Annotated in this window: 15 protein-coding genes; 4 read left to right on the top strand and 11 right to left on the bottom strand. The window is 49.2% G+C overall.

Annotation, left to right across the window (positions count from 1 at the left end):
• Positions 1–340 precede the first annotated feature (340 nt).
• The 5 genes from Dvar_RS38050 to Dvar_RS38030 all read right to left on the bottom strand — a co-directional run bounded on the left by Dvar_RS38050 (position 341) and on the right by Dvar_RS38030 (position 3,949).
• Complete coding sequence (locus tag Dvar_RS38050) at positions 341–1,009, bottom strand: AAA family ATPase (RefSeq protein WP_419657314.1); 669 nt, start codon at positions 1,007–1,009, stop codon at positions 341–343.
• On the bottom strand, positions 985–2,664 hold the full coding sequence (locus Dvar_RS38045) for an integrase (protein WP_419658686.1): 1,680 nt from the start codon (positions 2,662–2,664) through the stop codon (positions 985–987). Before Dvar_RS38045 ends, Dvar_RS38050 begins: the two co-directional genes overlap by 25 nt.
• The gene (locus Dvar_RS38040; RefSeq protein WP_419657312.1) at positions 2,645–3,220 is read right to left on the bottom strand and encodes a DNA methylase; all 576 of its coding nucleotides are present in this window, start codon (positions 3,218–3,220) and stop codon (positions 2,645–2,647) included. The genes Dvar_RS38045 and Dvar_RS38040 overlap by 20 nt, the downstream gene beginning before the upstream one ends.
• Positions 3,221–3,224: 4 nt before the next feature.
• Positions 3,225–3,368: a hypothetical protein gene (locus Dvar_RS38035; protein ID WP_419658685.1), complete on the bottom strand. Its 144-nt coding sequence runs from the start codon at positions 3,366–3,368 to the stop codon at positions 3,225–3,227.
• A gap of 344 nt (positions 3,369–3,712) precedes the next feature.
• Positions 3,713–3,949, bottom strand: a complete 237-nt coding sequence (locus Dvar_RS38030; protein ID WP_419657311.1) for a hypothetical protein — start codon at positions 3,947–3,949, stop codon at positions 3,713–3,715.
• Between the two features lie 935 nt (positions 3,950–4,884).
• Between Dvar_RS38030 and Dvar_RS38025 the strand changes: the two genes are divergently transcribed.
• Positions 4,885–5,079 carry an SEC-C metal-binding domain-containing protein gene (locus tag Dvar_RS38025; protein WP_419658684.1) on the top strand — a complete coding sequence of 65 codons (195 nt, stop codon included), beginning with the start codon at positions 4,885–4,887 and terminating at the stop codon, positions 5,077–5,079.
• 41 nt (positions 5,080–5,120) lie between these two features.
• Here the strand turns inward: Dvar_RS38025 and Dvar_RS38020 are convergent, their stop codons facing one another.
• Positions 5,121–5,495: a type II toxin-antitoxin system VapC family toxin gene (locus Dvar_RS38020; protein WP_419658683.1), complete on the bottom strand. Its 375-nt coding sequence runs from the start codon at positions 5,493–5,495 to the stop codon at positions 5,121–5,123.
• Positions 5,495–5,701 (bottom strand): AbrB/MazE/SpoVT family DNA-binding domain-containing protein, encoded by a 207-nt coding sequence (locus Dvar_RS38015; protein ID WP_419658682.1) that lies wholly within the window; start codon positions 5,699–5,701, stop codon positions 5,495–5,497. Before Dvar_RS38015 ends, Dvar_RS38020 begins: the two co-directional genes overlap by 1 nt.
• 629 nt (positions 5,702–6,330) lie before the next feature.
• On the opposite strand from Dvar_RS38015, the gene Dvar_RS38010 reads away from it, so the two are divergent.
• The 3 genes from Dvar_RS38010 (at position 6,331) to Dvar_RS38000 (ending at position 9,520) form a co-directional block, all read left to right on the top strand.
• Positions 6,331–7,011: an ABC transporter ATP-binding protein gene (locus Dvar_RS38010; RefSeq protein WP_419658681.1), complete on the top strand. Its 681-nt coding sequence runs from the start codon at positions 6,331–6,333 to the stop codon at positions 7,009–7,011.
• Positions 7,004–8,254, top strand: coding sequence for an ABC transporter permease (locus tag Dvar_RS38005; RefSeq protein WP_419658680.1), 1,251 nt, complete (start codon positions 7,004–7,006; stop codon positions 8,252–8,254). The genes Dvar_RS38010 and Dvar_RS38005 overlap by 8 nt, the downstream gene beginning before the upstream one ends.
• 237 nt (positions 8,255–8,491) lie before the next feature.
• The gene (locus Dvar_RS38000; protein WP_419658679.1) at positions 8,492–9,520 is read left to right on the top strand and encodes an efflux RND transporter periplasmic adaptor subunit; all 1,029 of its coding nucleotides are present in this window, start codon (positions 8,492–8,494) and stop codon (positions 9,518–9,520) included.
• A gap of 15 nt (positions 9,521–9,535) precedes the next feature.
• On the opposite strand, the gene Dvar_RS37995 is transcribed toward Dvar_RS38000, so the two are convergent.
• The 4 genes from Dvar_RS37995 to Dvar_RS37980 form a co-directional block, all read right to left on the bottom strand.
• Positions 9,536–9,988, bottom strand: a complete 453-nt coding sequence (locus Dvar_RS37995) for a GNAT family N-acetyltransferase (RefSeq protein ID WP_419658678.1) — start codon at positions 9,986–9,988, stop codon at positions 9,536–9,538.
• Between the two features lie 577 nt (positions 9,989–10,565).
• Positions 10,566–11,882 carry a TldD/PmbA family protein gene (locus tag Dvar_RS37990; RefSeq protein ID WP_419658677.1) on the bottom strand — a complete coding sequence of 439 codons (1,317 nt, stop codon included), beginning with the start codon at positions 11,880–11,882 and terminating at the stop codon, positions 10,566–10,568.
• Positions 11,879–13,366, bottom strand: coding sequence for a TldD/PmbA family protein (locus tag Dvar_RS37985; RefSeq protein WP_419658676.1), 1,488 nt, complete (start codon positions 13,364–13,366; stop codon positions 11,879–11,881). Before Dvar_RS37985 ends, Dvar_RS37990 begins: the two co-directional genes overlap by 4 nt.
• On the bottom strand, positions 13,290–13,736 hold the full coding sequence (locus Dvar_RS37980) for an ATP-binding cassette domain-containing protein (protein WP_419658675.1): 447 nt from the start codon (positions 13,734–13,736) through the stop codon (positions 13,290–13,292). Before Dvar_RS37980 ends, Dvar_RS37985 begins: the two co-directional genes overlap by 77 nt.
• Between the last annotated feature and the right edge of the window lie 10 nt (positions 13,737–13,746).

The raw sequence follows: 13,746 nt of genomic DNA, 5'->3' as shown, positions 1-13,746 counted from the left end.
TGTATGGTCCTGTATTTGAGTTTCATGCTAAGACGCAAAAAGTGTAACGCTATCTTTCCCGTTACTTGAGGCTTCACACAAGGAATAATCATAAAATTTTAGTACCTTAATGCGCCCGAACCATTTTTTAGGCGTGGTAAAATAATGTCACGTTTCCATCGTATTTCATTATTTTAAATCACTTTATGCCGTTGCGCCGTTAGTGGTTATTAGAAAAACGATGCATCGTTACGTAATCGGCTACGCGAACGCGTTTAACAAAAGGTAAGATGTCGGTTTGATAGGTTTTGGGGGAAGGCTAATATGCCGCAGAGTGAAGGAAGAGATTATTTTTTGGAGCCTACATGGGATGAAGATTGGCGAGAAAGTCGACCACCAGATTTAAATCGACGAAGCTATGGCCCAGTTCTTTGGCTTTGTCGCGGCAATCCGTGCAAATCTCCTTGAACTTTCTCATATCTCCCCTGGTGGCAACGTAAATCTGTTCGATGGCTTCAGATTCAAAATCTTTATATTCCAGAATGAAATCCTCGACAACGATGGGATAGAGAATCAAGGTTTTCAATCGGCTGAGGATATCCGGATGCTGGCTGGTTAAATAGGTTCTCACCTTTGGCAGTCCGGCCAGAACGATGGGTACATGCGCGTCCATGATTCGCTTCAGGTAAGGCCAAACCCTTTTGCCGATGTCATTGGCCTCGTCGATGACGATGTAATAGTCGGTCAGGCTTCTGATCAGTTTCAAATGGTGGTGGGTGCGTTGGTAAGTAGCCACCGCTTCGTAGTTCAGCCCTTGAAGGATGGAAGCCAAAATTTCATGCACATTGCAAAGCGACTCGACCCATACGCCTTGAAGCTTTTTGGGTTTGAGCAGTTCAAGAAAACGGGTTTTCCCGACGCCATATTCGCCCTCGATCAATACGCTCTGTCCCCGGTAGATCCGGTTGTATACCGCGGACAGATAGGATACTCGGCGCTTGTCATTTATAAAACTTTGTTTTCGCTGCATGGGGCATACTCAACCAAAGGGTTGTTTGACAATTGTCTTTCGCAATCCAAAATGAACGCATTGAAAAGCGCCTTGCCGGTGATGGCGTCAGGCTGGCGTAGTTTGATCGCGTAAGCGATATATCGTTTTCGATTCTGTCGGTAGATGGCTTTGGCGGCATCGAGGGTCAAGCCCCGAAGGTGGATGTCAATCAATCGTGGCCTATCCACCGCCATCTTTTTCTCCTGCAGATAAGCGCTGATCAATTCGACCGCGTTGGGTTCGGCAACTGCCTGGTTGACCGGCTTTTCGTAGGGTTCCCGTCGCAGCGCTTCACCCAGCAAGATACCGTTTTCTTTATGCTCGAAGATGAACAGCTTGTCGCCAAGATCGGAGATATACACCTTGGTACTCTTGTGGCGGCTGAAGTGTTGTGCACCAACGGCCACATGGTAGGTCTGATTATTGAAGGTGATGATGCCTTTCGCTCCCACGGTGGCCTTGATCTTGTCATAGCCGTATTTGGCGAAATGGCGTACGTCATCCGCACCGAACGTTAACCGTTCGCACTGGGCAAGGCCGGCGTCAAATTTTTCCTTCGGCACCCAGGCCGATGTTTTACCGTTCACAGAATAATAGTGCTTTTGCTCATTGTGCTGCCGGCGATAGGATTCGAGCAGGTCGCTTTGGCGCAGCGTTTCAAGATCGATGTCAAGATAGGTGACGGTGATTTTTTCCTTCTTGCCGTTTCTGTAGATATAGCCCGGTTCCGTCTTGGCGATGCGATCTTCAAAATGCTTGATGATCCGCATTTCAAAATGATGAATGCTGCGATGGGATGACTCCAGATGTGCTTTGTCCTTGGGCGCATGGATGCGTGAGAAGTCCGGTTGCAGATAAAACCCGCCTGGCAATGAAAACTTGATGTTCAGTTCGTTGATGGGGCGTTTCAGGTTGACAAAACCCTTTGCATTGTCCGGTCTCAGCCGTATCTTTTTTGCGGGAAAGGGGGTGCTCACCAAAAATTTCTCGAACAGGTCCACCGCGTTTAGACTGCTTTCGCTAAAATAGGCTTCAAGCACGAGCATGAAGCGTGATCCGGTGTCAAAAAACTCGATCACCTGGGGCTTGGCCCAGGCGCCCTTGCCCCAGCGAATCTTTAAATAGCGAAATTTGCACCCGTCCATCTGAATCAAGTCGAAAACCGGTTCGTCCTGAAAGCAGACGCCGGGATCCGCCTCTTCCTCGAAGTCCGGTTTTTCCAGATAGACCTTGAGGTGGGCTTGCCTGGCAAAACGCCTTAAAGCGCCAAGTGAAATTTTGCGGTTGAACTCTTGTTCGAGCCAGGCGTGGTAATTTTTGATGGTTCGTCCATGGCGGGTGATAAATACAAAACGATCGTCCAATGGATCGCTGGAGGCCTTGACCATCTCGATGAAGCGTTTTTGGATTTTTTCGGTTAAGACCCGGCGGCGGCCGCTGCACTTTCTGCCTTCCATGATGCCTTGGCTGGCAAGCAGCAGTGGTTTGGGAATGACGCCGGTCTTACGGTACTGATCCATGTAATATTTTTTGGCCCTGCGTTTGGCGCTGCCGGTCTTGTCCATGATCTTTTTGTGCAGCAAGATCAGAAAACGTTCGTCCATGGGCAGCCGTTCAAAGTCTTTGTCTTTCATGATGTATGATTTTCTCTTTCATCACTTTCAGCCAGAATAAAGCAGTTTGTCTGGAGGTCGTTTGCCAATCGTCGTTTTGCGCCGACCGAATCTGTTCCAGCATGGCCATTACAGCCGCTTTATAGTCAGCGCTGATGATATCGACCATGGGCGCATTCGCTTTTTTGACGGGCTTGTTTTTTGAGGCTTGGTAGGCCAACTTTCGAATATTTTTGGCCGTAAGCGCCATGCCGGATGCGATAAATGCACGCCAAATATTGCGTTGATCCTCTTTTGTAAAACGCGCTAAGACCCTGGCTTGGTATTCATTTTCCGGAAGGATGCCGTCGCCAATTGGGGACAAATTGTCGATGACATTTGCGGCCTTAATCAGGCGATATGCCTGGGATCGGGCCATATCCCATCGTTGTTTGACATAGGCTTCAAACGACTCGAACAGCAAATCGCGAAATAATCGATCGTCACGAATCTGCTTTAATGCCTTACCGGTTTGGTAAAAATGGTGTTGATTGGCAGCGATGATATCTTCCAATTGGATGAGTCGATTATCAGCCATCTGTTTACCCGATGCTCATCCGTTTCCCGATATCGCCCAGCAGTTGATTCAATTTTAGCCGCTGGTCTGTAGGTGTATCCGGTGTGTCAGGCAAAAGGGTATGCAAATATTTAACGCTGTCAACGAATCCAAGACCTTTCACGGTCATGACCAAATCAATCGGGTTGAAGTTTTTCTCGCAAAGAAAGCACCTGGCAAGATTGGTCTTGGGGTTGGTCGCGGTTTGAAATTCATTGCACAGCGGGCATAGGAACCGGAAAATACCTTCGATCACTTTAGATGGAATATGAAGCTGTTCTTTGATCAGCCAGTCAACCGGGATTCGATTGCGCAGTTGAAACAGCTCTCCCCCCTGTAAACCGTCGTTTCATGATAATGCCTCCTTATCTGCGTGAAAAATTCTGTGAAAAAGATCTTACCCATAGCCACGGCGAGGAAAATGGCTGACAATTTCACCTGTTCGACCGCAAAAATGGCAGCGGCATCGAGAACCTATGCGAAAATGTACTGGATTTTCTTCCCGTGACAGGACCGTACCCCATTGCCAAGGGCCTGTAGTAGTATGATCATCCATATTTTTTGAAGGTGGATTGATTTTCCGATGCCGCCGGCGGTTTTCGGCCAAACAGTGGGTCTTTTTGCCTTTTGGGGTTTGACGGTAGCGTCGCTGCGCTTTTCGGCGGGACTGGAGACGACCGGCGATGCGGCATGCATCGCAACAATAAGCATGCCCACGAAAGCAGCGCCGGCACATACAAAAAACGTTTTTGCACCAACGACAGGATATTTGGATCAACTTTAACATCCGGCCTTGAACGTCGCCGGAGTTTAAAGTAATTTACATATTGAACATCCGGCCTTGATACGGAGTTCACCTTGAAAGCCCGGAAGGGATAGTTCCGGGCTTTCTCTTCATTTTCCTGGACCATACGAATGCCCCATTACGGTTTACAATAGAACTGCAGAAAAGACGATTGCCAACGGGAGCTTTTACAGCGGGGTAGGCGGGGTACGTTTATTCATTTTTGGGGCGGGGTATCGCTGCGGGATAGTAGAACCAACCGTTACACTTTTGCCGCATAGGCGAGGTAGGCCGTTACACTATTTTTGTCTTAGCATTTCACCCCACTGGATCCCGCGGACCGAAAGGCTCCGGGGTTTCCCTATCGCGTCGACTTGGATATCGATCGAAAGGAACTCGCCTACAAGGATGAAAGCGGGGTTCCCAAAGACCACCTGGCGTTCGCGAAATTGCTGCTATCCAACATGGATGAAGCGGATTTTCAGCTATTGAGTCGAGTTCATTTCGCATACAAACATGAACAAACCGAAGCGGCGCCGCTCGATGCCATCGACGCCGTCTTTGACTTCGATATGGTCGAGAACCAAGGGGCTATGTACGCCTATTCGGAGGTCCTTCCTTACGGGGAGATGCTCCGTACCGAAATGAATGGCAGGGATTGTATGGTTTTCGATCAATATTGCCTGAAGTCGAAGTGTTCATGCAAAACCGCCACCTTGTCCTTTGTCCAAGAGGGCGGAAAGACAGATCCGGACTCCAAAGAACTGTTCGCGGTTGAAGCGGACTACCAGAAAAAGCGGTGGGCGGTGGTCGAATCGATTGGAATACAAGCTGATATCCCTGCCGCCAGGTCGGCCCGGCCATGGAAGCGGCGTTTCCCGATCTTTACAGGCGGCTTCGCAGCCGGCACACGCGACTCAGGAAAATTTACGCCAACTGCAAGAAAAAAAATTTCAAGCCGGAACCCATCAAGCAGGAATCGATTTTGCAAAAAGTCGGAAGAAACGATCCCTGTCCTTGCGGAAGCGGGAAGAAATATAAAAAGTGCTGCATGTGAAACGACAGCCCTGGTTGCCCAAAAGGCTCATACGCCGGTAGTTACTTTTTAGGAATGAAATCCACACAGGATTGACTTTTAAGATCCGCATCCGAGGAGATGATTCTTGAATGATGGGCGCGGGACACAGCAACGATGATAGCGTCGGCCATGGCCAATTTTTCTTGTAACGAAATGTCCGCAGCCGAAAGCGCAAGCGTCTCATCAATCGGTATGACCGTCGCGCTTTTCATATACCCTGAAGCGATAAGCGCTTTCTCCTCGCCAATCTCCCGTTTAAGAATTTTATATACCTCGTAAAGAATAATCGAAGGCATTAAGAGGTTATCCGTATCCTCAAGATAGGGCTTATAGGCGTCGGCCAGTTGTCCGTCGGTAAACCATTCCAGCCAGCCGCAGGAATCAACGATAATCATCAAGACCGTTCTTTCTTTTCGCGATAGTCGTCGGTTTTAGCCCCGGCGGCAATGCCTCTGAGGTCGTCAAGCGAGATTTGAGGGATCAGAATGAGCATTCGATCCTTTTCGATAACGGTCAGCTTTTGCTTCGGTTTGAGGTTGAGGCGTTCTCTGACCGGTTTTGGAATGACGACTTGATATTTGCTTGAAATCGTGGCGAACATAAAATTCCCCTTTTTGTTGATCGATACAGATATCGTAAGAAATCGACTGGCCATTGTCAAGGTTCAAATTCATGTGTCAATTGCTGGACATTCGTCATTCCTGGATGGTGGAACTATTTAAAATGCTTTCTGAAACCCACGATAATCATCCATATTGTAACCCAGCGAGCGGTAAAATACATGGGTATAGCTCGTTCCGATGGAAGACACCAAAAGCGCATAGCAGCAATTGCGCATGGCCGCCTGGGCGTTTCCCTAAACTTGCGCATAGCTGTTGTTGCCAAAAAAAATCCCGCACCGGTGAGGGCACGGGGATACCGCTGATTAAAAAAAAATAATTTCTATCGATATCGAAATTTACTTGTCAAGTAGTTTTCCAGCGTGTATCGTCCCTGACCTGCACCAATCCTGTTGATTCGTGAGTATCAGCGTTGTTAACGTGTCGGTAAGAATTTTCCAGACCTTGTTTTTGCATTGAGATATCGTAGGTCGGGTTGAGTGTAGCGAAACCCGACAATCGCTTGTTGGGTTTCGTGCCTCAACCCAACCTACAGCGTCCAAAATTTTATCATTCTAACCTTAAAAATATCCCCCAATGCTGTGAAAGCGGGAGTGATGAGACTTGTCCAATGCTCCAACTATTTGAAATAGCCAAAACATGTAAGTCGGGTGATCGGTTCATCTCAATCCTGAACGGAATTGATCTGAATATTTCTAAGACTGAATTCGTGGCCATTATGGGACAGTCTGGTGCAGGCAAATCCACCCTGCTGCATATCATGGGACTGCTTGATCTGGATTTTGACGGGGAATATTGGATTGACGGTCATTTGGTCAATGGCCTGTCGGAAACCAAGGCGGCAAAGTATCGAAATCGATTTTTTGGGTTTGTTTTCCAATCGTTCAATCTGATTCCGTTTAAAACCGCAGCGGAAAATGTCGCTTTGCCACTTCTCTATAAAAACGTACCGCATCGTGATCGAGCAAAAGTGGCATCAGGGTTGCTGACACGAGTCGGATTGAAGAACCGCCGATCTCATTATCCGGATCAGCTTTCGGGCGGTGAACAGCAGCGGGTGGCCATTGCCAGAGCACTGGCCACCCAGCCGAAGGTGGTTTTGGCGGATGAGCCCACCGGTGCCCTGGATTCACGCACAACTGTTGAAATCATGGACTTGTTCGGAGAAATCAACCGTTCGGGTGTTGCCGTGGTGATCGTCACCCATGAGAAGGAAGTCGCTGAGTGTTGTGATCGAATTATTCATCTGAAAGACGGGGTGATTGAAAAGGACTCAAACAATAATGTTTAGCATCGACCAGTGGAAAGAAATATATCTGTCCATCAAACAGCACAAACTCAGAACGTTTCTGACCGGGTTCGGTGTTTTTTGGGGTATTTTCTTATTGCTGCTTTTAATGGGTTTGGGCAGGGGGTTCGAAAAGGGGTTTGCCAGACAGTTTGCCCACCATGTGAGTAATTGTTTTTTTGCCTGGGGGCAAAAAACTTCACTCCCATACCAGGGAATGAATCCAGGACGGCGTGTCAGGCTTACGAATACGGACCTGGAGGCGATCCGGGAACAGATCCCCGGAATTCAATATCTGAGCGGGAGCACCTTCCTGAATGGTGAGTTTACGGTGAATTTCGGTCAAACCCGCGGCTCCTTTACAATTCTCGGTAGTATGCCTGATTTAAAGGTGATCGAGAGCATCACCATGGATGCGGGGCGGTATATCAATCAACTGGATTACACCCAAAAGAGAAAGATCGCCATCATCGGTAGAAACGTAATGCAGGTGTTGTTCGGCAACCATCGCCCTCTTGGAGAATATATCCAGATCAATGGCGTCTATTTCAAAGTGGCCGGTGTGTTTAACAGAATCATTCAGGGTGAAAGCGGGAGTGACCCGACAGCCTGCATATACATCCCGGTGTCTACCCTGCAACAGACCTTCAAGCTCGAAAACACCATCCACTGGGTTTGTGTCGGTGTATATGAGGATTTTCAGGTCCAGGAAATCGAAGAAAAAACCGTTGCTTTGTTAAAGCAGCGGCACCATGTATCACCACAGGATCGCAGTGGAATCATGTCGTATAACAGCGGAAAACAGTTCAACACAGTCAAAAATTTGTTTAAAGCGATCAATATCTTCGTATGGATCGTGGGCATCGGTACCCTGACCGCAGGTATTGTTGGGGTGAGCAATATCATGCTGATCATCGTGAAAGAAAAAACGCGGGAGATCGGCATCCGCAAGGCCGTCGGTGCAACGCCGTTTTCCATTATCAAGCTGATTTTGCAGGAATCGGTTATTATCACTTTTGTCTCCGGCTATATCGGATTGGTCGTCGGCGTTTTCATACTGCAATCCATTGGCTATGTTATGGAAAAATTTCATTTGCACAATGATTATTTCCAGAATCCGGAGATCGATTTGACCATTGCCTTATATGCACTTGCACTGCTGGTGATTACTGGACTCTTTGCCGGCCTGATGCCCGCTTACCGTGCGGCTAGTATTAACCCGATTGAAGCGCTAAGAAGCAATTGACTATGACCCAAGGTTAGCGATTAGCTTTTAGCAGTTGGCCCTTATCTGTTAAGCATTTATCAACAATTTGATGCTTACCTGTTCGGCTAGATGCCAAAATGCTGCAATTCTATTGAGTTAATTTGCTAATCGCTAACCGCTAATGGCTAATCGCTCAATATAGGTATGAATATGTCCAAGCTTTTAAAAATAACAACTTTATGTATGGTCTTGATGGCTGTCAGCGGATCATTCGTCATGGCCACCTACTATTTGTACCAGAAATCAAAATCACCGCCGGTGGTGATCAAGACCGAGTCTCCAGCATTCAGGGATATACGACAGATCGTTTTGGTTTCGGGCAGTGTTGTCCCGCGCGAAGAGGTAAAGATTACCCCGAAGATCCCGGGGATCATCCAACGTGTCGACGTGAAGCCGGGAGACGAGGTCAAAGAAAACCAGGTGTTGGCGGAATTGCGGGTGGTTCCAGATCAGGCCCTGCTCAATGAAGGCTACAATCGCTTAAGAAAAGCCAAAATCAATCTGATGGAAGCAGAACGCAAACTCAAACGAAGAAAATTTCTTCGTGACAGTAATTATTCATCCATGTCCACAGAGGATTTTGAGAAAGCCAAATTTGAGCATGAGCTGGCGGTTACTGATTTAAAGGCTGCTGAAAACAACCTGCAAATCATCAAAGAAGGCGGCTTTGGCGTAGAAGACAATAAAAACCAGACCCTTATTCGCGCGACCATTTCCGGCATGGTCCTGGACGTGCCTGTGAAGGTTGGTGACACGGTGATTGAAAGCAACACGTTTAATGAGGGAACCACGATTGCAACCATTGCGGACATGCAATCGCTGATCTTTGAAGGCGTGATCGATGAATCGGATGTCGGTAAGGTCGCATGCGGAATGAAACTGAAATTGAAACTGGGAGCCGTTGAAAATAAAGAAATAGACGCCATTCTCACCTATATCGCTCCAAAAGGAAAATCGGAAAATGAGGGGCAGGTTCAGTTCCAGATCAAGGCCGACATCACGCCTGATCCCGATATTTTCATCCGTGCGGGGTACAGCGCCAATGCCCAGATTGTGCTGGAGGAGAGAAAAAACGTATTGTCCATCGACGAGAAGTGTCTGGCATTCGATGGGGATGTGCCCTATGTTGAGCTTCAAAGACAAGGACAGACATTAGAACGGCGGGACATTAAACTGGGTTTGTCCGATGGTATTCGCGTAGAGGTGATTGATGGATTGACGGAAAAAGATAAGATTAAATTATGAGGGGATGGATGGGTACTATTTAAAATGCTTTTTAAACCCGCGGTATTCATCCATATTATAACCCAGCGATCGGAGAAACACATGGGCGTATTCCCGCCCCATTTTAGAGACTAAAATCGCATAGCAGCAATTTCGTGCTGCAGCCTGAAGCTCAAGCTCCTGCAACAGGGCCTTGCCGATGCCTTTATCCCTTGACTCGGGGCTGACAACAATGTTTTCGATGACCATAAATGGTCGGCAGTCACCGGACAGACTTGCACAGATGACGCCCATGGCGGAGCCGACAAGACGGTTGCCTGCCTTGGCACCGAGCAGCAAGTATCCAGAACTATTATTCATTTTCACAAATATCTGTTTCATTCGCGTCAGGGGCGTGGTTGTTGGAAAAAGCAATCCATATAAATGAGATAATGCCGACAGATCCGCCTCGGTTATCGTCGCAATTTGCACCAATTCTTCCCCATTCATCTGGTTTCCCCTCCTCAACATATTGAAACCTAAACTGGGCGATTCAAATTTTGGGATTCATGAAAATGGGCAAGCTTGGTAATACGATAGGCCATTATTACCTCCCAAAATTTGAACCCCTGACGGGGTTGCCGATCTCACCGCATCTCTGTCGTTAGATGTCTTCCCGCATAGGCGACTATAGCGGAAAGACATCTGCCTTGTATATGCGGCAAGCTCGACAATCGCCCAGTTTAGGTGAAACTGGATTCCGGCCTACGCCGGAATGACGCCAAATTGGAATTGTTGGCTTTGTACGGAACCGTCAAGCTTGGGCGTCCAGCAAAAAAAAAGCCACGAGATCATCCCCATCCTGTGGGCAGACCTTCATGGCCTTGAATTCGAATTATTAAGAAATAGGTTGAACCCGCCCGTAGGGTATAGGTCCCCTATCTTTTTATTTTCTCTATTGAGAGTAGATCGCAGATAGCTTCTGCTATCATCAATGACGTATATTTTTGTAGTATGCAATTTAGATAGATTTATTAGTAAAAGTCAATCGATTTCGGTTTTTCCTCATTGGGTAATGTTGTGAATCTTAAAACCCCGCCACCATGACATCCGTAAAAAGCAAGCTGGGAATTCTCCATTTGCCGTATATCCACGGATCGTTTCCCACGGCTGCCAGCTTTTTCCAGAAGTTCAAGTGGTTATCGGCAATGTTCATTTCGGCGATGGCTTGGACGGGCTGGCCTTTTTCAAACAACTGGCCGAAAATACCCATCGAAAAGTCGCCGGTGGTGGGGTTGGTGTTACCGCCGATAAAATCGCTAATCAATATGCCCCGGTCCACGTCGGCCATCATCTCTTTTATCGAACGGCTCCCGGGAGGGATCGTCAGGTTGGAAACGCTTCCGCTGGTCGGCTCACATTTCATCTTTTGGCTGTAATACCAGTCGATCATAAATGGATTGATCCGCCCACGATCGACCAGTGTGCGGGGTCTCGACGGCAGGCCATCATGATCGCAAAGGCGACTTCCCAGGCCTTTTACGATCAGTGGATCGTCGACCAGACAAAGGTCCGGTCCGCCGATGGATACGCCTTTTTTATCGGCCAAAAAAGAGCGTTGCTGCTGAATGTTGGCTCCCTTCAGGCTGTTGATCAGGCTTGACAGCAGACCACTGGCCGCCTGGTTTTCCACGATAACGGGAAGGGTCTCTGAAGGCATCTTTTTAGCACCTAAAAGATTCAAGGTCCGTTCGGCGGCCTGCCTGCCGATATCCGTTGCTTCAGGTAGATCATTAATATGTCTGCACCCGGCAAAATAATAGCCGGCCGGTTTTCTCTCGCCATGGTCCCTGGCCGTCATCGATGCTCCCAACCGGACGGTCGTGTCGGTGGTCGCTGCGCTGAATCCATTCGTAGACATGCGTAAATTTTTCTTCTCCGAAAACGTGACGCTGGCCTGAACATGGATCATTTGGTCGCCACCGTTATCCAGGCAGGCCTGGGAGGCTGAGGCGACCAGTCGATGGCGAGAGTCAATGAGCATTTCGGCCAGTTGCCGATCGTACAAATTGAGGTCGGCCTGGGGCTGATTTTCGATATACGCTTTCGGCGGCAGGGTTCGACAGGGGTCGGGGGGCATGTGACGCAGGTTGGCCAATGCCGAGGAAATAAATTCCGCCAGTGCCGTTTTTCTCATATCGGATGTGGATTGCGCCGTATATCGGCCGTTTGCGTAAAGCATCAGCCAGAGACTGCGGGTCGTCGCCTCCTTTACCGATTCGGGGCGATTCATGCGATACCTGATTTCAACCTGTAGATGTCTGGTAAGGCTCACCCTGCAGTCGGACGCGCCCTGTTTCATCACCGTTTCCATGGTCCACTGGCAAAGGTCTTCGTGCCTCATGCTTTCCCTCCTTGTTGGCGTGCGCCTCCGACGGTCATCGATTTTACCAGACAGGTGGGAAGGCCAGAGGCTATGGGAATCCATTGCCCGGCCTTGCCGCAGTTCCCGCCACCGCGCTTATTCAGTTCAAGGTCGCCTGCCACGCTGACGATGTTGGCAAGCATCTTGGGACCGTTGCCGATGATGTTGACGTCCTTGATGGGTGCGGTTAGCCGGCCGTTTTCGATCATTCGGCCCTTGGAGACGTAGAAGGCGAAATCACCCTCGCCGATTTTCACCTGACCATTGGTCACATCCTCAACATAGATGCCGTTTTGCGCCTGACGGATGACATCCTCCGGGGCTTGTTCCCCCGCCAGCATGTATGTGTTTCTCATGCGCGGAAGCGGATAGTGGGCATAGCTTTGGCGGCGGCCGTTGCCGGTGGGCGCGGTGCCATAGTGCCGGGCCGAAATTTTATCGTGCATATATCCGGTCAGGATTCCCTTTTCCACCAAGACCGTCTTCTGGCTCGGTGAGCCTTCGTCGTCGAAATTGATCGATCCCACGAGGTGATCGACGGTGCCGTCATCCACGATAGTCACGAATGGTTCAGCGACCTTTTTCCCCAGCATGTCGCTGTAGGTCGATATCCGCTTGCGGTTGAAATCAGCTTCCAAGCCATGTCCGATGGCTTCGTGCAGCAGAACGCCGGTAATGCCGGGGCCCAGGACCACCGGCATCTCACCGGCCGGCGGGGCGACGGCACCGAATTGCGTTAACAGGCGCTTTACCGCCTCATCGGCAATTTTTCGGGCCGTATCGGTGGTATAGAAAGAGAAATCATGCCGTCCGCCAAGCATCCATCTACTCCGCTCATGGCGTCCGTTTTTCCGGCCGATCAGATTGGCGTAAAGAAAATTGCGGGGGATCGTATCCTCGGCCACGGTTCCCTGGCTGGTTACGATCATGATCCGTTTGAGGCTGTCGTGAAACCCGGCGCTTACTTTAACAACGGATTGCTCTTTTTCAAAACAGCGCCGGTCGATCGCTTCGACCAGGGGCAGTTTTCGGTCCAGCGCAATCGGGTCGATGTTTTTCAGGGGGTAGTAATTGTCGTGATCCATCGCCGCGAATGTTAACGTTTTGGCTGTTGCCTGACGATCGGTCAGGGATGCGGCGGTTTTTGCCGCAGCGATCATGGCGGCCGGAGAAAGATCTTCCGTATACCCATACCCTACCTGATCGCCATTCACCGTACGAATGCCAACGCCCAGGGTGATGGTCGTGTGGGATTTATTCACGCTGTTGTCTTCAAGTATCAGCCAATTACTCACGGTGTGCTCAAAAAAAAGATCGGCAAAGTCGCCACCGTGTGAGAGCGCGATGTCCAGGAGGTTACCGCACAAACGCTCGTCGATGCCGAACTCACTGGCGAAGTAGCCGGCTTTCAGGGGATTGGGGTGTGAAGATGAGTGGTAACTGTCCTTGTATGGCGTTGTCAATGGCATGCCTCCTGTGTCGCAACAGTTTTTTATGAAAGAACGTCGGTTGACGCCATTCATGAAAGTTACCCCTTTTTCTGGATAATTCCACCGCTTTTTGCAGGGGCTTGCCCATGTTTAGCAGACCGAAGGCCACATCCTCTATGACAGTTGGGGAGAAAAGCTGATCATTGGCATTTTGAAACACAAAACCCATTTGCTGCCGGGCCAGCTTGAAATCCTTCTCCCCACGCATGGGCTGGCCGAGAATCCGGATCGTTCCGGAATCGGGCTTGTTGAGCCCCATCAAAAGATGCATGAGGGTCGATTTGCCGCTTCCGTTGGGGCCGATCAGGCGCAGGCGCTGTTTCGCTTTCAGTCTGAAATTCAATTGTTTCAGG

Source organism: Desulfosarcina variabilis str. Montpellier (genome assembly GCF_048565275.1).
Classification (GTDB): Bacteria; Desulfobacterota; Desulfobacteria; order Desulfobacterales; family Desulfosarcinaceae; genus Desulfosarcina; species Desulfosarcina variabilis.
This window is presented reverse-complemented; position numbering and strand designations above follow the sequence as displayed.